The sequence below is a fragment of the Paracoccus sanguinis genome (assembly GCF_900106665.1).
In the GTDB taxonomy this organism is placed as follows: Bacteria; Pseudomonadota; Alphaproteobacteria; order Rhodobacterales; family Rhodobacteraceae; genus Paracoccus; species Paracoccus panacisoli.
The window spans coordinates 60,783-81,228 of the sequence record NZ_FNNA01000002.1; the positions used below are offsets into that span (position 1 = coordinate 60,783).

The window sequence follows — 20,446 nt, forward strand, 5'->3', positions numbered from 1 at the left end:
TTCCGGAAACGAGCCTGATGACCGCTGCCCCCTTCTCCCAGCCGCTGCGCGTGACGCAGCTGAACCCCCGCCGCCCGAACCCCGTCACGGTCGCCCCCGACGAGGCCGCCCGCGCCCGGATCGCCGCGGCGCTGGGGCTCTCGCGCCTGCCCGCCGCGCGGCTCGAGGCGACGATCGCCGCCACCGGGCAGGAGGCCTGGACGCTGACCGGCCGGCTGACCGCGCGGGTGGTGCAGCCCTGCGTCGTGACCCTCGCCCCGGTCGAGACCGCCATCGACGAGCCGGTGCGCCGCGTCTGGTCCCCCTATGCCGACAGCGGCGGCGACCTGCCCGAGGGGGCCGAGATCGAGATGCCCGACGACGAGGTCGAGCCCTTGGGCAGCGTCATCGACCCCGGCGCCGTGCTGGTCGAGGCGCTGGCGCTGGCGCTGCCGCTCTATCCGCGCGCCCCCGGCGCGGCGCTCGAGGCACCCGAAGAGGCCGACGCCGACGATGACCCCGGACGCCGGCCCTTCGCCGGCCTTGCCGCGCTGCTCGGGCGGCGCGAAGATTCGCCGGGCGACGGCGGCTGACCCGTCGCCCCGGCGCGCGCCGATTGCCCCTTGGGCCTTGCGGCGCGCGGTTTTGTGACGTATCTGCCCGGTTCGATCCGAAACACGAACGGGCCGGGACAACAATCGCCCAGCCCCCTGCACTCGAAGGTTGTCCCATGGCCGTCCCCCAGAACCGAGTTACCCGGTCCCGCCGCAATATGCGCCGCTCGCATGACGCGCTGGTTGCCGGGAACCCCAACGAATGCCCGAACTGCGGCGAGCTGAAGCGTCCGCACCACGTCTGCCCGTCCTGCGGCCACTACGCCGACCGCGAAGTCGTGGCGCAAGCGAACGACATCGACCTGGACGACGACGCGGCCTGATCCGGCTGACGGCGCACAGGGATGCCGACGGCGTTTTCCCCTTCCGACGCGGCCCCGGTCGCGCCCCAGGCGGCTGCCGGCAACGGCGGCGCGGTGGTGATTTCCGTTGACGCGATGGGCGGGGACCGCGGTCCCGCCGCCGTCGTGGCCGGGATCGAGAAGAGCGCCGACAAGAACCCCGAGATCCGCTTCATCGTTCACGGCCCCGAGGCCGAGCTGCGCCGCCTGATCGGCAAGCGCCGCGAGATCGCCGCGCGCTGCGACATCCGCGATGCGCCCGGCGTCGTGACCATGCACGACAAGCCGAGCCAGGTGATCCGGTCGGCGCAGGGCACGTCGATGTGGTCGGCCATCGAATCGGTCCGCCAGGGCGAGGCGACGGTCGCCGTCTCATGCGGCAACACCGGCGCGCTGATGGCGATGTCGATGCTGCGGCTGCGCAAGCTGCCCGGCGTGGCGCGCCCGGCGATCGCCATCCTCTGGCCCTCGCGCAACCCCTCGGGGTTCAACGTGGTGCTGGACGTGGGCGCCGACATCCGCGCCGATTCGACCGACCTGCTGCAATACGCGATGATGGGTGCGTCCTACGCCCGCAACGGCCTCGGGCTCGAGCGGCCGCGCGTCGGGCTGCTCAACGTCGGGACGGAAGAGCACAAGGGCCGGTCCGAGCTGAAGGAGGCGCAGGAGCTGATCGCCGCGGCGGCGGATTCGGCGCGCTTCGACTATGTGGGCTTCGTCGAGGGCGGCGACCTGATGGGTGACCGCGTGGATGTGATCGTCACCGACGGATTTACCGGGAATATCGCGTTGAAGACCGGCGAGGGCACGGCCAAGCTGGTCGGCGATTTCCTCAAGGACGCCTTCGCCAACTCGATCATGTCCAAGTTTGCCGCCCTGCTCGCGATGACCTCGCTCAAGCGCCTGCAAAAGCGCATCGACCCGCGCCGGGTGAACGGCGGCGTGTTCCTCGGGCTGAACGGCACCGTGGTCAAGTCGCACGGCTCGGCCGATGCGACGGGCGTCTCGGCGGCGATCAAGCTGGCGTTCCAGTTGGCCAAGTCGGGGTTCCAGGACCGGCTGGCCGCCCGCGTGGCCCAGGCCGCCGAGCAGGCCGCCACCGCCGCCGCGCCCGCGCCCGGCCCGACCGGGGACAACGGCTGATGCGCCGCGCGGTCGTCCGGGGCACCGGCCATTACCTGCCCGCCCGCGTGGTCGAGAACAGCCATTTCGAGGCGACGCTCGACACCAGCGACGCCTGGATCCGCGAGCGCACCGGGATCGAGCGGCGCCATTTCGCGGCCGAGGGCGAGTTCACCTCGGACCTCGCCACCGCCGCGGCGCGCGGGGCGCTCGAGCGCGCCGGGATGGCCGCCGACGACATCGACGCGATCGTGGTGGCGACTTCGACCCCCGACCTGACCTTTCCGGCCGTCGCCACGATGGTGCAGGCCGGACTGGGGATGACCCGCGGCTTTGCCTATGACGTGCAGGCCGTCTGCGCGGGCTTCGTCTTCGCGATGGCCAACGCCGACGGGCTGATCCGGTCGGGCCAGGCCGACCGGGTGCTGGTGATCGGGGCCGAGACCTTCAGCCGGATCATGGACTGGACCGACCGCGGCACCTGCGTGCTGTTCGGCGACGGCGCGGGGGCGGTGATCCTCGAGGCGGTCGAGGGCGAGGGCACGACCGCCGACCGCGGGGTGCTGTCGACCGACCTCAACAGCGACGGCACGCTGCGCGACCTGCTTTATGTGGACGGCGGTGTCAGCCGCACCGGCACCGCCGGCTGCCTGCGGATGCAGGGCAACCTCGTCTTCCGCCACGCGGTCGAGAAGCTCGCCAAGACCGCGCATCACGCGCTGGACAAGGCGGGGCTGACGCCGGCCGACGTGGACTGGCTGGTGCCGCACCAGGCCAACCTGCGGATCATCGGCGCGACCGCGCAGAAGATGCAGCTGCCGATGGACAAGGTGGTCCTGACGGTGGCCGACCACGGCAACACCTCGGCCGCCTCGATCCCGCTCGCGCTGTCGGTCGCCGACGGCGAGGGGCGCTTCGCCGAGGGCGATGTGCTGGTGCTTGAGGCGATCGGCGGCGGGATGAGCTGGGGCAGCGTCGTCCTGCGCTGGTGATGCCTGCGCCGGCTTGACCACGCGCTCCGAGACTGCCCCGCACAGGCGGCGCCTGCGTGCTACCCCCCTTGCGAAGCAGCGCCGCTCCCGCCGCCCAAACCCACGCCCGGGCCCGCTTGCTTGCAGGACAAACGCACGCGCCCCCCTCCCCCCTCTCCCTTGCGCAAATATCCTGGGGTGAGGCGCGGCACGCGCCGAGGGGCAACGCCCCTCCCGTCCCCCCTTCCCCCCCGCAGCCCGCGCGGCTAATCAGGCGCCATGCTCAAGACCCGCATCATTCCCTGCCTCGACGTCGCCGACGGGCGCGTGGTCAAGGGCGTCAACTTCGTCGACCTGATCGACGCGGGCGACCCCGTGGCGGCGGCCGCCGCCTATGACGCGGCGGGTGCCGACGAGCTGTGCTTCCTCGACATCCACGCGACCCACGAAAATCGCGGCACGATGTACGACCTCGTGACCCGCACCGCCGAGCAATGCTTCATCCCGCTGACTGTGGGCGGCGGGGTGCGGACCCCGCAGGACGTGCGCGACCTGCTGCTCGCGGGCGCCGACAAGGTCTCGTTCAACTCGGCCGCCGTCGCCGACCCCACGGTGATCGCCGCCGCCGCTGACCGCTTCGGCAGCCAGTGCATCGTCTGCGCCATCGACGCCAAGACCGTCGCCCCCGGCCGGTGGGAGATCTTCACCCACGGCGGCCGCAAGCCGACCGGCATCGACGCCGTGGGCTTCGCCCGGACCGTGGCCGCCCAGGGCGCGGGCGAGATCCTGCTGACCTCGATGGACCGCGACGGAACCAAGGCGGGCTTCAACATTCCGCTGACCCGCGCCATCGCCGACGCCGTCGACATCCCGGTGATCGCCTCGGGCGGGGTCGGCACGCTCGATCACTTCGTCGAGGGCGTGACCGAGGGCCACGCGAGCGCCGTCCTCGCCGCCTCGATCTTCCACTTCGGCACCTTCACCGTCGGCGAGGCCAAGGCCCACATGGCGGCCGCCGGCATCCCCGTCCGCCTGAGCTGAGGCCCGCCGATGACCGACACGCTGACCCGCCTTGCCGCCACCATCGACGCCCGCCGCGGCGCCGACCCGGCGTCGAGCTGGACCGCGCAGCTTCTGGCCAAAGGCCCCGAGAAATGCGCCGAGAAGTTCGGCGAGGAGGCCGTCGAGGCGATCATCGAGGCGGTCCGCGGCGACCGTGCGCGCCTGACGTCCGAGGCCGCCGACGTCCTCTATCACCTGCTCGTCATGCTGACTGCGCGCGAGGTGCCGCTGGCCGACGTGCTGGCCGAACTCGACCGCCGCGAGGGCCGCTCGGGCGTCGAGGAGAAGGCCGCGCGCCCGCGCTGACGCGCGTGTGACAGCCCCATGACACCCGCCCCGCGACGGGCTAACACGGTCCGACACCGACGAGGGGCCGGCCCATGAACCTGCTGCAGGACTTCACCGATCCGATGACCTCGGTGCCGCTGGGCGTCGCGGTGCTGCGGCTCGTCACCGCGATGCTGCTCGGCGGCATCATCGGGTGGGAGCGCGAGGTGAACGCCCGCGCCGCCGGGCTGCGGACCCACATGCTGATCGCGCTCGCCGCCGCCGTCTTCGCGCTGGTGGCGATGGAGCTGACGAGTTTCGAGGGCGCCCCGGGCACCCAGCTCAACACCGATCCCCTGCGCCTGATCGAGGCGGTGACCTCGGGCGTGGCGTTCCTCGCCGCCGGGTCGATCGTCATCAACGGCGCGAACGTGCGGGGGGTGACGACGGGGGCCTCGATGTGGCTCTGCGGGGCGATCGGGCTCTGCTGCGGGGTGGGCGACATCAAGCTGGCGGTGCTGGTCACGGTGCTGGCGATGGTGGTGCTGTGGCTGATCCACCATCTGGTGAGCCCGGTCGCCGAGCGGATGCAGGACGACACCCGGCACCGCGCGGACGACTAGGGCACGACCGCACCCGACCGCCGGAACAGCCATCCCGGCGCCGGCGCGGGCCGCGCAACGGACGAGAACCTGTGCGCCTCGACCCGCGCGAAGCCGCATTTCTCGAGCACCCGGCACGACGCGGGGTTGTCGGCAAAGACCTCGGCCGTCAGCCCCGCCGGCGCGTGGCGGGCGAGCATCTCGGCGGCGAAGGCGCCCACGACCTCGGTCGCAAGCCCCTGCCCGGCGGCCTCGGGGGCGAGGAAGTAATAGACGGGCGGCGTCGCGCCCGCGCCGATTCCGATCGAGCCGATCACCTGCCCGTCGCGCTCGATCGCCGCCCGGAACGGTGGCACCCGCGCGCCGGGCGGAAAGATCGCGTCGAACGCCGCCCGCCCCATGTCCGGGGCAAAGACGAACAGCATCCGCGCCACCTCGGGGCGGGTGGCGATGGCGTAAAGCGTGGCCAGGTCCGCCGCCGCGACGCTGCGGATCAGCGTGCGCGGCGTGACGAGCCGGAAGGCGTCAGCCAACCGGCACCACCTTGATCGCCCCACCCGACGCCGACAGCGCGATCCGCCCCTGCGCCAGGCGCAACGCGTCGTTGCCGAACACCTCGGCCCGCCAGCCGGTCAGCGCCGGCAGGTCGCGGCCGCCCGAGGCGATGGCGTCCAGCTCGGCCGAGGATGCGATCAGCCGCGGCGCGACCCCCTCGGCGTCGGCCTTGGCCTTGAGCAGCACCCTGAGCAGCTCGGACAGCGCGCCGTTGCCCTGCCGCCCCGGCTCGTCGGGGGCGGGCTTGGGCAGGTCCGTCGCCTCGACCCCCGCCTTGACCGCGGCCAGGATGCCTTGCGCGATCTCGCCCCGGCGTGCCTCGCGCAAGAGCAGCCGCGACTTGGACAGGTCGTCGTCGGTCAGGGGCTTGGTCGAGGCGAGCTCGATCAGCGCGTCGTCCTTGAACACCCGCGAGCGCGGCACGTCGCGGGACTGGGCGTAGCTCTCGCGGAACTTCGCCAGCTCGCGCACCACCGCGAGGAACCGCGGCGAGCCCGAGCGTGTCCGCACCCGCTCCCACGCCTCGTCGGGGCGCACGATGTAGGTCTCGGGATCGACCAGCACCGCGGCCTCCTCGGCCACCCAGGGGGCGCGGCCGGTCTTGTCGAGCTGGGCGCGCAGGTATTCGTAGATCGCCCGAAGATGGGTCACGTCGGCCAGCGCATAGTCCGCCTGCGCGGCGGTCAGCGGCCGGCGCGACCAGTCGGTGAAGCGCGAGGACTTGTCGAGCGGCGCCTTGGCGATCCGCTTGACCAGCGTCTCGTAGCCCGCCTGCTCGCCGAAGCCGCAGACCATCGCCGCGACCTGGGTGTCGAACAGCGGCGTCGGGAACACGCCCGCGTCGTGGAAGAAGATCTCGAGGTCCTGCCGCGCGGCGTGGAAGACCTTGACCGTCGCCTCGTGGCGGAAGAGGTCGTAGAGCGGCTCGAGCGACAGCCCCTCGGCGAGCGGGTCGATCAGTACCGCCTCGCCCCCCGGCGCCTTCGGCCCCGAGGCCGGCGGCAGCGCCATCTGCACGAGGCAGAGCTTGGAGTAATAGGTGCGCTCGCGCAGGAACTCGGTGTCGAGCGTGACGTAGGGCTGGGACTTGGCCCGCGCGCAGATGTCGGCGAGCTCTTCGGTGGTGGTGATGATGCGCGGTTCGGCGGCCATCGTGGTCCTCTGGCTGGCGGGTCATCCGCCACATGGGGGTGGCGGGCAGGCGTCGGGGCCGCGCGGCCCGCCATGCGTGGCGGAGCGGCCCCTCGGCCCGGCCCCGCGCACCGCGGGTGGGGCACAGGCACCGGCGCGGCAGGGGCCTGTCCGGCAGGACTGCGCGGGCCTCTGCCCAGCGGGGAAAGTATGTGGTCGGGGCGAGAGGATTCGAACCTCCGGCCTACGGTACCCAAAACCGTCGCGCTACCAGGCTGCGCCACGCCCCGGACCGCCGGTCTCTTATCCCGCAATGCGGCGGGGCGAAAGACGAAACCGCGCAGGCGCGGCGTCGCGGGGGGTCAGCGGCACGGGGCGGCGGCGCCGGCCTGCGGCACCGCCGGGTGGGTCAGCACCGCGCCCGGCCCAAGGCCGAGGCGCGCTGCCTCGCCGCCGCCGAGTTCGAGCACGAGCAGCCGGTCGGGGTCGGGATCGCCGGGAGCGGCGCCGGAAATGGGGGTCAGGTCCAGCGGCGTGGCCTGCGGGTGGACGTGACGCAGACGCCCGGCGGCATCGAAGAACAGCATGTCGAGCGGAATCAGCGTGTCCTTCATCCAGAAGCTCGCCGGCCGCGGGGTCTCATAGACGAAGAGCATCCCGTGACCGGGGGGCAGCGTCCGGCGGCCCATCAGCCCCTGCGCCCGCTCGGCGGCGTCGTCAGCGATCTCGACGGTGACCGGGATGGCGCGGCCCTCGGCGGTGGTGAGAAGTGCCGTGCCCGGCGCGCAGGACGCGGCAAACGCCGCGGGCGCCCAGAGCGTCAGCCCGGCGGCGAGCACGCCTGCGCCGAGGCGCCCGGCGCGCCGCATCAGGCGACGACCGCGCGGGCCGCAGCCGACAGCGTAGCCTGCGGCACGAGATGAAGATTGCGCAGCTCGGCGCTGGTCAGGCGGCCATTGCCGCACCCGCCCGGCTGCCCGTTGCCCTGCGTGGACGGAGGCACGCCGCCGGCAGACCCGTTGCCGCCCTCGGTGAACCCGCCTTCGGCGCGCGCGACCGCACGATCCCAGGCGAGGATTTGGGCCGCGATCGGGCCGCGGGGGCCGGGGACCATGCGCAGGCCCACCGCCTCGCCGGGCGCGAGGTCGGCAAAGCCCCCGTGACGCAGCACCTCGATATGCAGGAACACGTCGCCGCGCTGGCCGAACACATTGGCGAAGCCGAACCCCTTGGCCTTGTCGAACCATTTCACCCGCGCGGGCAGCAGCGGCAGCTCACCCAGCTCATGCGGGGGCAGCACCGCGAGGTCGGCGATCGGCGCCTGGCCCTGCGACGGCGGCGGCTCGATCGACAGCACCTGCGTCGCCTGACGGCCGCGCGCGGTGGTCATCGCCCTGACCTCGACCATGGCGCCCTCGGCGACCGAACTCTGCCCGAAGTTGCGCAGCACGTTGGCGTGAATCAGCACATCCGCGCCGCCCGCCGAATCAGCCAGAAAACCAAAGCCCTTGATCGGGTCGAACCACTTGATCGGTCCCTGCACGATCGCCGAGGGCTTGGCGGTTTCAGTATCCATCATCGTCCCTTCGCACGGCGGAGATGCAAAACGCGTCGTCGCCGCCAGATTGCAAATAATGCAGCATACCTGACCTAACGTCAACTCGCGGGCGGTGTCATTCACCTAAACGTATGACAATCGCAACGGGTCGATCTCGGCCGAGACAATATACCTAGGGTTGCAAGCGGGTCACATCCCATTCGGCGTGAACGGAGGGTCTCGCCCAACGGAAGCGGTCGTGCAAGCGGAACGCCCCGTCAGCCCAGAACTCGATCTCGATCGGGGTGATGCGGAACCCGCCCCAGAACGGCGGACGGGCCGGGTTCACCCCGTGCCGCAACCCCTGGCGCGCGACCTCGGCCATCAGCGTGCCCCGGCTGTCGAGCGGCTGGCTCTGCCGGCTCGCCCAGGCGCCGATCCGCGATTGCAGCGCCCGGCTGGCGTAATAGGCGTCGGCCTGCGGCCCCTCCTCGCGGGTCACGGTGCCGCGGGCGCGCACCTGCCGGCGCAGCGATTTCCAGTGCATCACGAAGGCCGCGTTGCCCGTCGCGGCGATCTGGCGGCCCTTGGCGCTGTCGTAGTTGGTGTAGAACACGAACCCGCCCGCGGGCCCCGTCTCGATGTCCTTGAGCAGCACCATCCGCGCATCCGGCATCCCGTCCGCATCCACCGTCGCCAGCGCCATCGCGTTGGGATCGTTGATCTCGGTCGCCGCTGCCTCGTCCAGCCACGCCCGGGCGATGGCGAACGGGTCGTCGCCGGCGAAAATTCCGTTGCGGTCGCTCATCTTGATGCCCTCACGGGTTTGGCATAATCCTCGCGTGAGTTGAGAGCGCGGGGAATGACTCATGTCAAGCGAGCGGACTGCGGGCGGGCTGATGGCAGGCCGGCGCGGCCTCATCATGGGGCTGGCGAACGACAAATCCATCGCCTGGGGCATCGCCCGCGCGCTGGCCGATCAGGGGGCGGAACTCGCCTTCTCGTATCAGGGCGAGGCGCTGAAGAAGCGGGTCGCGCCGCTCGCCCAGCAGCTCGGGTCCGACATCGTGCTGCCTTGCGACGTGGCCGACATGGCCTCGGTCGATGCGCTCTTCGCCGAACTGGGTGAGCGCTGGGGCAAGCTCGACTTCCTCGTCCACGCCATCAGCTTCTCGGACAAGGAGGAGCTGCGCGGCCGCTACGTCGACACCAGCCGCGACAACTTCCTGATGACGATGGACATCTCCGTCTATTCCTTCACCGCCGTGGCGCAGCGCGCCGCCGCGATGATGCCCGAGGGCGGCAGCCTGCTGACGCTGACCTACTACGGCGCCGAGCGGGTCATGCCGCATTACAACGTGATGGGCGTCGCCAAGGCCGCGCTCGAGGCGTCGGTGCGCTATCTCGCCGAGGACCTCGGGAAGGACGGCATCCGCGTCAACGCCATCTCGGCCGGGCCGATCAAGACGCTCGCCGCCTCGGGGATCGGCGATTTTCGCTACATCATGCGCTGGAACGAGCTGAACTCGCCCCTGCGCCGCAACGTGACCACCGAGGACGTGGGCAAGTCGGCGCTCTATCTGCTCTCGGACCTCGGCTCGGGTGTCACGGGTGAGACGCATCACGTCGACGCGGGCTATCACGTCGTCGGCATGAAGGCCGTGGACGCCCCCGACATCGACGCCACCGCCAACCGCAAGGCGGCCGAGTAACCCGCCTTGGCCGGCTCGGCCTTCGAGGCGCTGGCGCTCGACGGGGTGACCCTGCCGCAGCTGGCGCTGTTCGTCAGCACGCTGGCGGTGGCGATCCTGTCGCCCGGACCCGCGATCATCGCGGCCAGCCGCTCGGCCGCAGCGCGCGGGCGGCAGGCCTCGATGCCCTATGCGCTGGGGCTGGCCACGGGCGCCTCGCTCTGGTGCCTCTTCGCGCTCTTCGGGCTGACGGTGCTGTTCCGCGCCATGCCGCAGCTCTTCGTGGCGATGAAGCTTGCGGGCGGGGTCTATCTGATCTGGATCGCGGTGCAGATGTGGCGCCACGCGGCCGATCCGCTGGCGATGGGCGACGAGACGGTGACCGGCCCCGGCTTCTGGCAGGGGATCGCGCTCAACCTCTCGAACCCCAAGCCCGCGCTCTTCTACGCCAGCGTCATCATGTCGATCTTTCCCGCGCTGCACGGGGCGGCGCCGGCGGTGATCTATCTCGTCGCGCTGTCGGTCGAGCTGAGTTTCTACGTCGCGGTGACCACGCTCATGGCCACGGGGCCGGTGCGGCGGCGATATATCGCGGCCAAGCCGTGGATCGACCGCATTGCCGGGGGGCTGATTGGTGCGCTAGGGGTGTCGCTGATCTTGCGTCACTAGACGCCCCCGCTTCTGCCCCCGCCCCCGAGGAGACCATGGCCCGCACCCCCGCCACCGACCGCCTGCCGCACGAGCGCGGCTTTCACGTCAGCTGGGACCAGCTGCACCGCGATGCCCGCGCGCTGGCCTGGCGGCTGCAGGACAAGGCCCCGGCGGGGGGCGGCGAATGGCGCGCCGTGGTGGCGATCACCCGCGGCGGCATGGTGCCGGCGATGATCGTCGCGCGCGAGCTCGACATCCGCACGATCGACACGATCTCGATCAAGTCCTACAAGGGCGACGGCGCCAAGGGCGTGCAGGGCGAGCTTCAGGTACTCAAGTCCCCTGACGCCGATATGATGGGCGACGGCGAGGGCGTGCTGGTCGTCGATGACCTCGTGGACAGCGGCCGCACGCTGGAACTGGTGCGGCAGATGTATCCCAAGGCGCATTTCGCCACCGTCTACGCCAAGCCCAAGGGCCAGCCGATGGTCGAGACCTACATCACCGAGGTCAGCCAGGACACCTGGATCTTCTTCCCGTGGGACATGGCGCTGCAGTATGTCGAGCCCTATCGCGGCACCGACTGACGCCGCGCGCGCCTTGGTCCGCCACCTGCCCCACGACGACGGCCTGCTGCATCGTCTGTTCGAGCTGAGCCTCGGCGCCAAAGCGGTGTTCGCGGCCATCGAGGCGATGGCGGGCGCGGCGCTGATCTTCGTCCCCAACGCGGCGCTGCACCGCGGGATGATCTGGCTGACCCACGCCGAGCTGATCGAGGACCCCTCGGACCCGCTGGTGCGCCGCATCCTCGCCGCGGCGAGCCACATCGACGCGGGCAGCCAGCAGTTCTATGCGCTCTACCTGCTGACCCACGGGCTGGTGAAGCTGGCGGTGGTGACGCTGCTCGCGCGCGGGGTGGCCTTTGCCTATCCGCTGGCGCTCGCCGTGTTCGGCGGGTTCGTGGTCTACCAGATGCACCGCTGGCAGATCAGCGGCTCGCCCGCGATGCTGGCGCTGTCGGCGCTGGACGCGGTGGTGATCGCGCTGACCTGGCGCGAGTGGCGGCTGGCCGGCGCCGGCAAACTGCGGCACGGGTCCAGGCGGGCCTGACACCCCGCCGCAATGCAAACGGCCGCCGGGTGAGCGGCGGCCGTCATCATGGGCTCGAGGGTGGGCTCAGGCCGTCGCCTTACCGGTGTCCGGCGTCTTCACCGACTTGTCGGTGCCGGGAATGTCGTCTTCCTGCTTGCCGTCCTGATGGGCCTGGTTCTTGCCCATGATGCGCTTGTTGCGTTCGGCCTCGTCGGGGGTGACGTGCTCGACGGGGTTATAGACGGCCGGGTTGTGCTTCATGCTCATGGCATCGCTCCGTTTGAATGGGACGCGACGGGGCCTAGCGGACCGAACGTCGCTCATGCCGGGTCAACCGCCCCGGCACCGCCACGGTTCCGACCGGAACCCGACCGCCGGATGAACGGTTCTGCCTCGGCAGGATGCCATTCCCAGAGGAGAGATCCGATGACCAAGGACATTCGCAGCCACGAGCTGGTCGAGGGCACCGACGAGGACGAGGCCGGCAAGATGAAGCAGCAGATGCGCATCGAGGAGGCGCAGCGGCTGCGTCGCCAGAACCAGGCCGCCGCCGCCAAGGCACCGAAGCCCGAGTGAGCCCCGGGCCGCGGCCCCTCAGTTCCCCCGAACGAACCGCGCCGCCCCTTCGGCGGCCCGGACCATCGCCTTGGACTTGTGCACGCACTCCATGAACTCGGCCTCGGGGTCGCTGTCGTAGACGACCCCGCCGCCGGCCTGAACATACAGCGTCTCGTCCTTGACCACCCCGGTCCTGAGCGCGATGCACATGTCCATCTCGCCGTTCGCCGCGAAATAGCCGATGGCGCCGCCGTAGATGCCGCGCTTCTCCGGCTCCAGCTCGTCGATGATTTCCATCGCCCGGACCTTGGGTGCGCCCGAGACGGTTCCCGCCGGCAGCCCCGCGAGCAGCGCCGACAGCGCGTCCTCGCCCTCGTTCAGCTCGCCCACCACGTTCGAGACGATATGCATGACGTGCGAATAGCGCTCGATGATGAACTCTTCGGTCGGACGCACCGTGCCGATGCGCGCCACACGGCCCACGTCGTTCCGGCCCAGGTCGAGCAGCATCAGGTGCTCGGCCAGCTCCTTCTCATCCGCCAGCAGGCTCGCCTCGTTGGCGCGGTCCTCTTCCGGCGTCGCGCCGCGCGGGCGGGTGCCGGCGATGGGGCGGATCGTCACCTCGCCGTCGCGGACCCGCACGAGGATCTCGGGCGAGGCGCCGACGATCTGGAACCCGCCCATGTTGAGGAAGAACATGAACGGCGACGGGTTGGTGCGCCGGAGCGAGCGGTAGAGCGCGAAGGGCGGCAGCGGAAAGTCGATGGCCCAACGCTGCGAGGGCACCACCTGGAAGATGTCGCCGGCGCGGATGTAGTCCTTGGCGGCCTCGACCGCGGCGACATAGCCCGCGCGGGTGAAGTTCGAGCGCGGCTCGCCCACCGCGCCCCCCTGCCCCAGTGCGCGCGGCTCGGCCGGTTGGCGGTCGAGCGACCGCAGCGCCTCCATCACCCGCTCGGCGGCCTGGGCATAGGCGGCGCGCGCCGGCACCGCCGGGTCGTGCCAGGCCGGCGCGCAGAGCGTCACCTCGCCCTTCACCCCGTCCAGCACCGCGACCACCGAGGGCCGCATCAGCATCGCATCCGGCACCCCCAGCGGGTCCGGGTTCACGTCCGGCAGATGCTCGACCAGCCGGATCATGTCATAGCCGAGATAGCCGAAGAGCCCCGCCGCCACCGGCGGGATGCCCTCGGGCATCTCGATCCGGCTTTCAGCGATCAGCGCCCGCAGGCTCTCGAGCGGCGGGCGCGGATCGTCCTCGAAGCTGTCGGCATAGCGGGCCTGCCGGTTGATCCGGGCGCGCCCGTCGCGGCAGTCCCACACGAGGTCCGGCTTCATCCCCACGATGGAATAGCGCCCCCGCACCTCGCCGCCGGTCACGCTTTCCAGCATGAAGGACAGCGGCTGCGCCTCGGCCAGCTTGAGCATCAGGCTCACCGGCGTGTCGAGATCGGCGGCCAGCCGGATCGTCACCAGCTGGTTCTGCCCCGCCGCCCAGCCCTGCGCGAAGGCGTCGAAATCCGGCGCGAGGTCCATCACTGGATCCGGGCGTTGGCCGCGGCGATGGCGGGCGTGTTGATCGTCACCCCCAGCGTCGTCTGCAGCGCGCGGGCATAGGCCTCGAACACGTCGCCCTGCAGCGACTCGCCCAACCGGCGCGAGACGCCGTCGAGCACCGGCGCGGCCTCGACCGTGCCGAGGTCGGCCGGGTGCACCGCGTCGAGCCGGATCACGAACACCCGCCCGTCGGCCTCGACCACCCCGGTGTCGCCCGGCGCCTTGAGGCGGAAGGCCGCGGCGGTCACATCGCCCGGCACGCCCTCGATCCCGGTGTCGCGCTCGACCGCGGGGGCCGGGGTCAGGGTCACCGGCAGGCCCGGCGCAGCGGCGCCGTCGGCGGCGGGCGCCATGCTCAGCTGCATCTCTTCCTCTTGCGCGAGCGCCTTGAGCTGGCGCCGCGTCTCGGCCGCGGTCCAGTCGTCGAGCACCGCGGTGCGGACCTCGGCAAACGGCCGCAGCGTCGGCGGTACCACCGCGTCGAGCCGCAGCGCGAACACGCCGCCATCATCGAGCGGGTAGATCTGCGGGAAATCCTTGTCGGTGAGCTGCGCGGCGCGCTCGCGGAAGCTCTGATAGGCAGCGATCCCGCCCGCCGGGGTGTCGGCGGAAAAGTCGATGCTCCCCACCTCCATCGGCGTGTCCTTGGCCAGATCCTCGAGCGTCGCGCCCCCGGCGATCAGGTCCTCGAGCTGCGCGGCCTGATCCTCGATCAGCCGCTTGGCGCGGTCGGCCGCGGCCTCGGCGCGCAGGTCGGCCTGGGCCTGCTCGAAGGGGATATTCACCGGCTCGAGGATGGCGTTCATCGAGATCAGCGCCGGGCCAAGCGCGGTCTCGACCGGGCCCACGACGCCCGGCTGGTCGAGCGCGAAGACCGCGGGCCCGGCCGCGCCCAGCGCCGCCTCGGTCATCTCGCCCAGGTCGATGTCCGAGAGCTGCAGGCCGCGCTCGGCCGCGAGCTGCTCGAAGTTCGCCTGCCCCGAGTCGAGCCGCGCCTTGGCGGCCGTGGCGGCGGCGGAGTCGGGATAGACGAGCTGCTCGACCATCCGCCGCTCGGGCTGCTGAAACTCGGCGATGCGCTGCTGATAGATTTCGCGCAGCGCGGCCTCATCCAGCTGCACGGTGTCGGCCAGCATCTCGGGCGTGAGCCAGGCATAGGTGATCTTGCGGACCTCGGGGGCGGTGAACTCGGCCGCATTGGCCTGGTGCCAGGCCTCGAGCGTCGCCTCGTCCGGCTGGGTCACCGGGCTTTTCAGCTGCGCGGGCGTCAGCTCGGCCCAGGACAGGTCGCGGGTCTCGAGCAGCCAGCCGGCGGTCCGGTCGCGCAGCGTGATCGGCGCGCCCAGCCCGCCGATGGCGGCGCGCTGCAGGATCATCCGCGCCTCGTCCATCCGCACCTGCTCTTCGAAGGCCGCCGGGGTCAGCCCCTCGCGGCGCAGCACGTCGGTATAGCGGGCGTTGTCGAAGTTGCCGCCCTGCCCCTGGAACCCCGGGGCCTGCGTCAGCTGGCGCAGCACCGCCTCGTCGCCGACCGACAGGCCGACCCGCCGCGCCTCGTCCTCGAGCGCCGCGGCGGTGAAAAGCCGCGCCTGCACGGTCTGCGGCAGGCCCATGGTGCGCGCCTGCTCGGCGGTGATGTTCTGCCCGGTCTGGGCGGCGAAGCCCTGCATCTCGGACCTGATGCCGCGCAGGTAGTCGTCGGTGCCGATGTCGGTATCCCCGACCGAGCCGATGCTGCCCACCGCCCCGCCCGAGAAGTTGCGCACGCCGAAGCCGCCGAGGCCCAGCAGCAGCATCCCCAGCAGGATCCAGACGATGGTGGATTTGCCCTTGGTTCGCAAACTGGTCATTCGGTCGCCCCCGTGCCCCCGTGTTCCTGCCGGCCGCGTCTGTGGCGGCCCGACCCGGGACGCCCTGCGCCCGGCCCGGCGTGTTTAGGCGCAGCCCGCCGGGCCGGCAAGGCCGCTTGCCGGGGGCGCGACCGCGGCCAGCCGCCGGCCCAGCGCGGCGATGCCGTCCGCGTCGGCGTTGGCAAAGGCGATGCGGACGTGGCGCGGGCCGTCGGGGTCACCCTCGGGCATGAACATCGTCCCCGGCAAGAGCAGCACCCCCGCCTCGGCCACCAGCCGCCGGGCGAGCGTGGCCGAGCTTTCCGCGAAGGGATGCTTGACCCAGGCGAAATAGGCGCCGCAGCCCTTGACCCGCCAGCCCGGCAGTTCCGCCATGACCCGCGCCATCGCGTCCCGGCGGCGCAGGATCTCGGCCCGCTCGCCGGCCAGCCAGTCGCGCAGATGCGCCATCCCCCAGACCGCGCCGATCTGGCCCAGTTGCCCGGGGCAGATCGCCACGGTGTCGAGGAACTTCTCGACCTCGACCAGCCGCGCGGGACTGGCGACCAGCGCCCCGACCCGGTGCCCGGTCAGCCGGAACGCCTTGGAGAAGCTGTAGAGCTGGATCAGGGTGTCGTCCCAGTCCGGGTCGGCGAAGAGCCCGTGCGGGGCGCCCTCGCGCGAGTCGAAGTCGCGGTAGGTCTCGTCCACCACCAACGCCAGCCCGTGCGCGCGGGCGAGGTCGCGGAAGCCCGCGAGCACCTCGGCCGGATACTCGGCGCCCGAGGGGTTGTTGGGACTGACCAGCACGATGGCGCGGGTCCGGGGCGAGATCAGCGCGGCCGCCGCCTCGGGGTCGGGCACCATCCCCTGCCCGCAGCCGAGCGGCACGGCGCGGACGCCCTGCATGTCCAGCCACATCTTGTGGTTGAAATACCAAGGCACCGGGATGATGACCTCATCCCCTGGCCCGGCGAGCGTGGCGATGGCCGCGCAGAAGGCCTGGTTGCAGCCCTGGGTGATGGCGACGTTCCCGGCCTCGACCCGGCCGCCGTAGGCGCGGGACCACTCGGCGGCGACCGCCTCGCGCAGGTCGGTGTTGCCGAGGACGGGTCCATAGAGATGCGCCGCGGTCTGGTTCAGCGCCGCCTCGGCAATGGCCGCCCGCAGCGCCTCGGGCGGGCGATCGACGGGGGCGGCCTGGCTCACGTTGATGAGCGGGCGGTCGGGCGGAAAGCTGACCCCTTCGAGCCAGCGCCGCGCCTCCATCACCGGGGGGCGGAAGGTGGCGGCGAGGGCGGGGTTCAGGGGCAGCATCAGTTCGAGGCTCCGGGCGCAGCGAGGGGGGCGAGGTCGGTCAGGTCGGGTTGGGCGGGGGTCTCGCCCGAGGGCCGGGCCAGCGTTGGCGCCTGCCGCGTGGTGGCGGACAGTGGCAGCGACGGGAGTGACAGGTTCGGTGCCGGGCGCGGCACGTCGCGCGGCGGCGGGACCGGGGAGGCGCCGGAGGTGGCAGGCGCGGTGAGCGGGCGCGGGGCGGTGACGTCGGGGCGCGCGGGCGGGTCCACGGCGGTCGGGTCGGCCTGCGGGGCTGCATCGGCAGTCGGTGACGCGGCCGGGGGGGTTGGCGCGGTATCGGTCACGGCGGGGCGGTCGGTGGCCGCGTCCGGCGTGCGGCTCTCCGGGGCGACGTCCGCAGGGGCACCCGGATCGGGCGAGGCGTCCCGCGCGACGGGGGCGGGCAGCGGCTCGGCCGGGGCGCTGCGCTCGGGCAGGCGGTCGAGGCTCGGGACCACGACCTGCCCGGGCGGGGCGACCGGGATGGGCGCCTCGGCCCCCGGCGCGGCCACGGGTTCGGGCGCGAGCGGGGCGGGCGCCAGCGGCCGGGGCGCGGCCGGGGCGTCGGTTTCGGCCGGGGCTCCGGCGGGGTCGGTGTCGGGCGCGACCGGCGCCGCGCCGCCGTCCGTCGTGGGCAGTCCCGGCGGCCCCGCGGGCATCGCGGGGGCGGCCTGCGCCTCGGGCGGGCGCGGGCTGTCGTCGCCCGCGCGGCGGAACTCGGAGCCGACCGGCGAGGGCAGTTGCTCAGCCGCAGGCCCGTTCAATGCGGGCACAACGGTGGGCTGCGGGCCAGCCTGTGTGTCCGTCACCGCATTCCCCGGCGGGAGCGCCGAGTCTGCCGGTGCTCCCGAGACTGGCGTTGAGGGAGACGCAACAGGTGCGGTGTCGATGTCGGTGGCAGGGGTTGTCGCGGGGACGCCAGCGGATGACGCCGCGTCCGGCGTGACCGGACCGCGGTCCGTCTCGACCGCCTCACCCGCCACCGGCCCCCGCGCCGTCTCGCCGGGCGCAGCCGTCGCCGTGTGCGCCGCACCGCCCGCCGCCGTCCCCGACCCACCGGCCTCGCGGCCGAACGCCGGCACCGCCTCCCGATCCACTGGCGGCAGAGCCAGCGACAAGGCCGCCAGAGTCGCGGCGCTCATCAGCGTGCCATGCGCGAGACCGCGAAAAAATCCCATCGTCCGCCCTTCGCCTGCCCTGTCCGTCCAGCCGGCCTGACCGCGGCCCGTGACCGGACCCGTCGCCTGCCCCAAGCGCTTGGCGGACCGACCCCGCGCCCCCGACGGGGGGCAGGGTTGACCCTGTGCGCCGCTTGAGAGCATCTATAGCCCACCGCAATCCGCGGGCCACCCCCCTTCGCGGGGCGGCGACGCCCCGCCCCTGCCACGAGCCCGCCATGACCGCCCCGGCCCCAGAACAGGCCCCCGAACCGGCCGCCGCACAGGCCCCTTCATCGGCCCCGACCGTCCGCCGCCGGCCCCTCGCCCCGGCACCGGGCCCGGACGCCCGGCCGGACAAGATCGCGCCCCCGTCGGTCCTCATGATCGACAACTACGACAGCTTTACCTGGAACCTCGTGCACTACCTCGGCGAGGCCGGCGCCGAGGTCGAGGTCATCCGCAACGACGCCCTGACCGTCGCCGAGGCGCTGGCCCGCCGCCCCGCGGGCATCCTGATCTCGCCCGGCCCCAAGGCCCCGGCGCAGGCCGGGATCATCGTCCCGCTGATCCGCGCCGCGGCCGACGCAGGCGTGCCGGTGATGGGCGTCTGCCTCGGCCATCAGGCCATCGGCGAGGCATTCGGCGGCCGCGTCGTCCGCGCCGCGCGGATCGTGCACGGCAAGGTGGACGCGATCAGCCACGACGGCACCGGCCTCTTCGCCGGGCTGCCCTCGCCGCTCAGGGCCACGCGCTATCACTCGCTGACGCTCGAGCCCGAGACCCTGCCCGAGGCGCTGCGCGTCACCGCGACGGCCGCCGACGGCACAATCATGGGCGTCGCGCACCGCACGCTGCCGGTCGAGGGGGTGCAGTTCCACCCCGAAAGCATCCGGTCCGAGCACGGCCACGCGATGATCGCCAACTGGCTGCGCCGCTGCGGCAACGGGGCCGGCGCGCCGCTCAAGGAGACTGCATGACCGAGACGACCGACATCCGCCCGCTGATCGGCCTCGCCGCGTCCCGCCCCCTGACGGGCGAGGAGGCCGAGGCGGCCTTTGGCGCACTCTTCGACGGCAAGGCCACCCCGGCGCAGATCGGCGGTCTGCTGATGGCGATGCGGGTGCGCGGCGAGACGGTGGACGAGATCGCCGCCGCCGCCCGCGCCATGCGCGCCCGGATGCACCGGGTGCGGGCGCCCGAGGGGGCGATGGACATCGTCGGCACCGGCGGCGACGGCAAGGGCACGCTGAACATCTCGACCGCGACGGCCTTCGTGGTGGCGGGCGCGGGGGTGGCGGTCGCCAAGCACGGCAACCGCAACCTCAGCTCGAAATCCGGCAGCGCTGACGCGCTGACGCACCTCGGGCTCGACGTGATGGGCGGCCCGGCCCGGGCGCAGGAGGCGCTCGACGCGGCCGGCATCTGCTTCATGATGGCGCCGATGCACCACCCGGCGATGCGCCACGTCGGCCCCGCGCGGACCGAGCTTGGCACGCGGACGGTGTTCAACATCCTCGGGCCGCTGACCAACCCGGCCGGCGTGCGCCGCCAGCTCACCGGGGCGTTCTCGGCCGACTGGCTGCGCCCGATGGCCGAGACGCTGCGCGACCTCGGCTCGGACGCGGTGTGGCTGGTGCATGGCGGCGACGGCACCGACGAGCTGGCGATATCGGCCCCCTCGCGGGTGGCGGCGCTCAGGAACGGCGCGGTGACCGAGTTCGAGGTGGCACCCGAGGACGCGGGCCTGCCCGCCCACCCGTTCGAGGAGATCGTCGGCGGCACCCCGGCTGAGAATGCCGCGGCGCTGAAGGCGCTGCTCGACGGCGCGCCCGGCGCCTACCGCGACGCGGTGCTGCTGAACGCGGCGGCGGCGCTGCTGGTGGCGGGCCGGGCCGCGGACCTGCGCGAGGGCGCCGCGATGGCGCGCGAGGCGATCGACTCGGGCGCCGCGCGTGACCGGCTGGCGCGCCTCGCCGCCGTCACCGGCGCGCCGCCGGCCGAGGGCTGAGGCCATGACCCGCGCCGAGGTCAACGCGCTCTGCGCCGCGCACCCCGGCGCCGGGGTCAGCGAGCCCTTCGGCGAGGGCCACGAGGTCTGGAAGGTCGGCGGCAAGATCTTCGCCATCGTCGGGACGTCGACCGGGGCGGTGTCGGTCAAGACCGACGGGATCGAGACCGCCGAGCTGCTGATCGAGGCCGGCGTCGCCACCCGCGCGCCCTATCTCCACCGCAGCTGGGTGGCCCTGCCGCTCGACGCCGACCCGGACGAGCTGCGCCACCGCATCGACGCCAGCTACCGGCTGATCCGCGCCAGCCTGCCGCGGCGGGTGCAGGCCGAGCTGCCGCCGCTCTGACGATGCCTGCCGTCGTTCTGCCGGTCACGGTACTGCAA

24 protein-coding genes, 1 tRNA gene and 1 pseudogene are annotated in these 20,446 nt (G+C 72.5%); 15 read left to right on the forward strand and 11 right to left on the reverse strand.

The window, feature by feature from the left end; translation table 11 throughout:
• Window positions 1-17 precede the first annotated feature (17 nt).
• The 7 genes from BLW17_RS06775 (at window position 18) to BLW17_RS06805 (ending at window position 4,979) form a co-directional block, all read left to right on the forward strand.
• Complete coding sequence (locus tag BLW17_RS06775) at window positions 18-572, forward strand: YceD family protein (RefSeq protein ID WP_036736547.1); 555 nt, start codon at window positions 18-20, stop codon at window positions 570-572.
• Window positions 573-709: 137 nt separating this feature from the next.
• Window positions 710-916, forward strand: coding sequence for a 50S ribosomal protein L32 (gene rpmF, locus BLW17_RS06780; RefSeq protein WP_036704393.1), 207 nt, complete (start codon window positions 710-712; stop codon window positions 914-916).
• A gap of 21 nt (window positions 917-937) precedes the next feature.
• On the forward strand, window positions 938-2,077 hold the full coding sequence (plsX, locus tag BLW17_RS06785) for a phosphate acyltransferase PlsX (RefSeq protein ID WP_052176648.1): 1,140 nt from the start codon (window positions 938-940) through the stop codon (window positions 2,075-2,077).
• On the forward strand, window positions 2,077-3,048 hold the full coding sequence (locus tag BLW17_RS06790) for a beta-ketoacyl-ACP synthase III (protein ID WP_036736550.1): 972 nt from the start codon (window positions 2,077-2,079) through the stop codon (window positions 3,046-3,048). The genes plsX and BLW17_RS06790 overlap by 1 nt, the downstream gene beginning before the upstream one ends.
• A 258-nt stretch (window positions 3,049-3,306) precedes the next feature.
• Window positions 3,307-4,068: an imidazole glycerol phosphate synthase subunit HisF gene (gene hisF, locus BLW17_RS06795; RefSeq protein WP_036711327.1), complete on the forward strand. Its 762-nt coding sequence runs from the start codon at window positions 3,307-3,309 to the stop codon at window positions 4,066-4,068.
• Between the two features lie 9 nt (window positions 4,069-4,077).
• Window positions 4,078-4,395, forward strand: a complete 318-nt coding sequence (locus BLW17_RS06800) for a phosphoribosyl-ATP diphosphatase (protein WP_036736252.1) — start codon at window positions 4,078-4,080, stop codon at window positions 4,393-4,395.
• A 74-nt stretch (window positions 4,396-4,469) separates the two neighbouring features.
• A complete protein-coding gene (locus BLW17_RS06805) occupies window positions 4,470-4,979 on the forward strand; it encodes an MgtC/SapB family protein (protein ID WP_036704960.1) in 510 nt (169 codons plus the stop codon).
• Here the strand turns inward: BLW17_RS06805 and BLW17_RS06810 are convergent.
• From BLW17_RS06810 to pdxH, 6 genes and pseudogenes are all read right to left on the reverse strand, one after another.
• Complete coding sequence (locus tag BLW17_RS06810; protein ID WP_052176620.1) at window positions 4,976-5,491, reverse strand: GNAT family N-acetyltransferase; 516 nt, start codon at window positions 5,489-5,491, stop codon at window positions 4,976-4,978. The two genes, BLW17_RS06805 and BLW17_RS06810, sit on opposite strands and share 4 nt — an antisense overlap.
• Window positions 5,484-6,665, reverse strand: coding sequence for a ribonuclease D (rnd, locus tag BLW17_RS06815; protein ID WP_036711325.1), 1,182 nt, complete (start codon window positions 6,663-6,665; stop codon window positions 5,484-5,486). The genes BLW17_RS06810 and rnd overlap by 8 nt, the downstream gene beginning before the upstream one ends.
• 192 nt (window positions 6,666-6,857) lie before the next feature.
• Window positions 6,858-6,934 (reverse strand) — tRNA-Pro (locus BLW17_RS06820).
• Window positions 6,935-7,006: 72 nt separating this feature from the next.
• Window positions 7,007-7,513 (reverse strand): DUF192 domain-containing protein, encoded by a 507-nt coding sequence (locus BLW17_RS06825; RefSeq protein WP_052176619.1) that lies wholly within the window; start codon window positions 7,511-7,513, stop codon window positions 7,007-7,009.
• Between the two features lie 185 nt (window positions 7,514-7,698).
• Window positions 7,699-8,220: pseudogene (locus tag BLW17_RS18935) on the reverse strand (cold-shock protein); the annotation flags it as partial.
• A gap of 154 nt (window positions 8,221-8,374) precedes the next feature.
• Window positions 8,375-8,989, reverse strand: a complete 615-nt coding sequence (pdxH, locus tag BLW17_RS06835; protein WP_036736250.1) for a pyridoxamine 5'-phosphate oxidase — start codon at window positions 8,987-8,989, stop codon at window positions 8,375-8,377.
• Between the two features lie 61 nt (window positions 8,990-9,050).
• On the opposite strand from pdxH, the gene fabI reads away from it, so the two are divergent.
• From fabI to BLW17_RS06855, 4 genes are read left to right on the forward strand one after another with little or no spacing between them, the layout of a single operon-like run.
• The gene (gene fabI, locus BLW17_RS06840) at window positions 9,051-9,893 is read left to right on the forward strand and encodes an enoyl-ACP reductase FabI (RefSeq protein ID WP_036736247.1); all 843 of its coding nucleotides are present in this window, start codon (window positions 9,051-9,053) and stop codon (window positions 9,891-9,893) included.
• A 6-nt stretch (window positions 9,894-9,899) separates the two neighbouring features.
• The gene (locus BLW17_RS06845) at window positions 9,900-10,541 is read left to right on the forward strand and encodes a LysE family translocator (protein ID WP_231572843.1); all 642 of its coding nucleotides are present in this window, start codon (window positions 9,900-9,902) and stop codon (window positions 10,539-10,541) included.
• A gap of 35 nt (window positions 10,542-10,576) precedes the next feature.
• Window positions 10,577-11,110 carry a xanthine phosphoribosyltransferase gene (gpt, locus tag BLW17_RS06850; protein ID WP_036736387.1) on the forward strand — a complete coding sequence of 178 codons (534 nt, stop codon included), beginning with the start codon at window positions 10,577-10,579 and terminating at the stop codon, window positions 11,108-11,110.
• Between the two features lie 13 nt (window positions 11,111-11,123).
• Window positions 11,124-11,633, forward strand: a complete 510-nt coding sequence (locus BLW17_RS06855) for a DUF2127 domain-containing protein (protein ID WP_052176632.1) — start codon at window positions 11,124-11,126, stop codon at window positions 11,631-11,633.
• Between the two features lie 66 nt (window positions 11,634-11,699).
• Here BLW17_RS06855 and BLW17_RS06860 read toward each other — a convergent pair whose 3' ends face one another.
• Window positions 11,700-11,882: a hypothetical protein gene (locus BLW17_RS06860; protein WP_036705010.1), complete on the reverse strand. Its 183-nt coding sequence runs from the start codon at window positions 11,880-11,882 to the stop codon at window positions 11,700-11,702.
• A 159-nt stretch (window positions 11,883-12,041) separates the two neighbouring features.
• Between BLW17_RS06860 and BLW17_RS18085 the strand changes: the two genes are divergently transcribed.
• Window positions 12,042-12,191, forward strand: a complete 150-nt coding sequence (locus BLW17_RS18085; protein ID WP_156113622.1) for a hypothetical protein — start codon at window positions 12,042-12,044, stop codon at window positions 12,189-12,191.
• An 18-nt stretch (window positions 12,192-12,209) separates the two neighbouring features.
• Here BLW17_RS18085 and trpE read toward each other — a convergent pair whose 3' ends face one another.
• The 4 genes from trpE to BLW17_RS06880 form a co-directional block, all read right to left on the reverse strand.
• A complete protein-coding gene (gene trpE / locus BLW17_RS06865; RefSeq protein ID WP_036736383.1) occupies window positions 12,210-13,709 on the reverse strand; it encodes an anthranilate synthase component I in 1,500 nt (499 codons plus the stop codon).
• The gene (locus BLW17_RS06870) at window positions 13,709-15,580 is read right to left on the reverse strand and encodes a peptidylprolyl isomerase (RefSeq protein WP_036736385.1); all 1,872 of its coding nucleotides are present in this window, start codon (window positions 15,578-15,580) and stop codon (window positions 13,709-13,711) included. Before BLW17_RS06870 ends, trpE begins: the two co-directional genes overlap by 1 nt.
• Window positions 15,581-15,664: 84 nt before the next feature.
• Window positions 15,665-16,879, reverse strand: coding sequence for an aminotransferase (locus tag BLW17_RS06875; RefSeq protein WP_052176634.1), 1,215 nt, complete (start codon window positions 16,877-16,879; stop codon window positions 15,665-15,667).
• Window positions 16,876-17,667 carry a hypothetical protein gene (locus tag BLW17_RS06880; RefSeq protein ID WP_211656931.1) on the reverse strand — a complete coding sequence of 264 codons (792 nt, stop codon included), beginning with the start codon at window positions 17,665-17,667 and terminating at the stop codon, window positions 16,876-16,878. The genes BLW17_RS06875 and BLW17_RS06880 overlap by 4 nt, the downstream gene beginning before the upstream one ends.
• A 767-nt stretch (window positions 17,668-18,434) precedes the next feature.
• Here BLW17_RS06880 and BLW17_RS06885 point away from each other — a divergent pair.
• Genes BLW17_RS06885 through BLW17_RS06895 form a run of 3 tightly spaced genes read left to right on the forward strand, consistent with a single transcriptional unit; the run spans window position 18,435 to window position 20,408 of the window.
• Complete coding sequence (locus BLW17_RS06885) at window positions 18,435-19,031, forward strand: anthranilate synthase component II (RefSeq protein ID WP_036736985.1); 597 nt, start codon at window positions 18,435-18,437, stop codon at window positions 19,029-19,031.
• Window positions 19,028-20,062 carry an anthranilate phosphoribosyltransferase gene (gene trpD, locus BLW17_RS06890; protein ID WP_036736983.1) on the forward strand — a complete coding sequence of 345 codons (1,035 nt, stop codon included), beginning with the start codon at window positions 19,028-19,030 and terminating at the stop codon, window positions 20,060-20,062. The genes BLW17_RS06885 and trpD overlap by 4 nt, the downstream gene beginning before the upstream one ends.
• A gap of 4 nt (window positions 20,063-20,066) precedes the next feature.
• Complete coding sequence (locus BLW17_RS06895) at window positions 20,067-20,408, forward strand: MmcQ/YjbR family DNA-binding protein (RefSeq protein WP_036736981.1); 342 nt, start codon at window positions 20,067-20,069, stop codon at window positions 20,406-20,408.
• Window positions 20,409-20,446: the final 38 nt, after the last annotated feature.

What these genes read in the sequence shown, in the direction of transcription:
- BLW17_RS06775 (WP_036736547.1), top strand. Translation starts at nt 18, where the DNA reads ATGACCGCTGCCCCCTTCTCCCAGCCGCTGCGCGTGACGCAGCTGAAC.
- rpmF (WP_036704393.1), top strand. Translation starts at nt 710, where the DNA reads ATGGCCGTCCCCCAGAACCGAGTTACCCGGTCCCGCCGCAATATGCGC.
- plsX (WP_052176648.1), top strand. Translation starts at nt 938, where the DNA reads ATGCCGACGGCGTTTTCCCCTTCCGACGCGGCCCCGGTCGCGCCCCAG.
- BLW17_RS06790 (WP_036736550.1), top strand. Translation starts at nt 2,077, where the DNA reads ATGCGCCGCGCGGTCGTCCGGGGCACCGGCCATTACCTGCCCGCCCGC.
- hisF (WP_036711327.1), top strand. Translation starts at nt 3,307, where the DNA reads ATGCTCAAGACCCGCATCATTCCCTGCCTCGACGTCGCCGACGGGCGC.
- BLW17_RS06800 (WP_036736252.1), top strand. Translation starts at nt 4,078, where the DNA reads ATGACCGACACGCTGACCCGCCTTGCCGCCACCATCGACGCCCGCCGC.
- BLW17_RS06805 (WP_036704960.1), top strand. Translation starts at nt 4,470, where the DNA reads ATGAACCTGCTGCAGGACTTCACCGATCCGATGACCTCGGTGCCGCTG.
- rnd (WP_036711325.1), bottom strand. Translation starts at nt 6,665, where the DNA reads ATGGCCGCCGAACCGCGCATCATCACCACCACCGAAGAGCTCGCCGAC.
- BLW17_RS06825 (WP_052176619.1), bottom strand. Translation starts at nt 7,513, where the DNA reads ATGCGGCGCGCCGGGCGCCTCGGCGCAGGCGTGCTCGCCGCCGGGCTG.
- pdxH (WP_036736250.1), bottom strand. Translation starts at nt 8,989, where the DNA reads ATGAGCGACCGCAACGGAATTTTCGCCGGCGACGACCCGTTCGCCATC.
- fabI (WP_036736247.1), top strand. Translation starts at nt 9,051, where the DNA reads ATGTCAAGCGAGCGGACTGCGGGCGGGCTGATGGCAGGCCGGCGCGGC.
- gpt (WP_036736387.1), top strand. Translation starts at nt 10,577, where the DNA reads ATGGCCCGCACCCCCGCCACCGACCGCCTGCCGCACGAGCGCGGCTTT.
- BLW17_RS06860 (WP_036705010.1), bottom strand. Translation starts at nt 11,882, where the DNA reads ATGAGCATGAAGCACAACCCGGCCGTCTATAACCCCGTCGAGCACGTC.
- BLW17_RS18085 (WP_156113622.1), top strand. Translation starts at nt 12,042, where the DNA reads ATGACCAAGGACATTCGCAGCCACGAGCTGGTCGAGGGCACCGACGAG.
- trpE (WP_036736383.1), bottom strand. Translation starts at nt 13,709, where the DNA reads ATGGACCTCGCGCCGGATTTCGACGCCTTCGCGCAGGGCTGGGCGGCG.
- BLW17_RS06870 (WP_036736385.1), bottom strand. Translation starts at nt 15,580, where the DNA reads ATGACCAGTTTGCGAACCAAGGGCAAATCCACCATCGTCTGGATCCTG.
- BLW17_RS06885 (WP_036736985.1), top strand. Translation starts at nt 18,435, where the DNA reads ATGATCGACAACTACGACAGCTTTACCTGGAACCTCGTGCACTACCTC.
- trpD (WP_036736983.1), top strand. Translation starts at nt 19,028, where the DNA reads ATGACCGAGACGACCGACATCCGCCCGCTGATCGGCCTCGCCGCGTCC.
- BLW17_RS06895 (WP_036736981.1), top strand. Translation starts at nt 20,067, where the DNA reads ATGACCCGCGCCGAGGTCAACGCGCTCTGCGCCGCGCACCCCGGCGCC.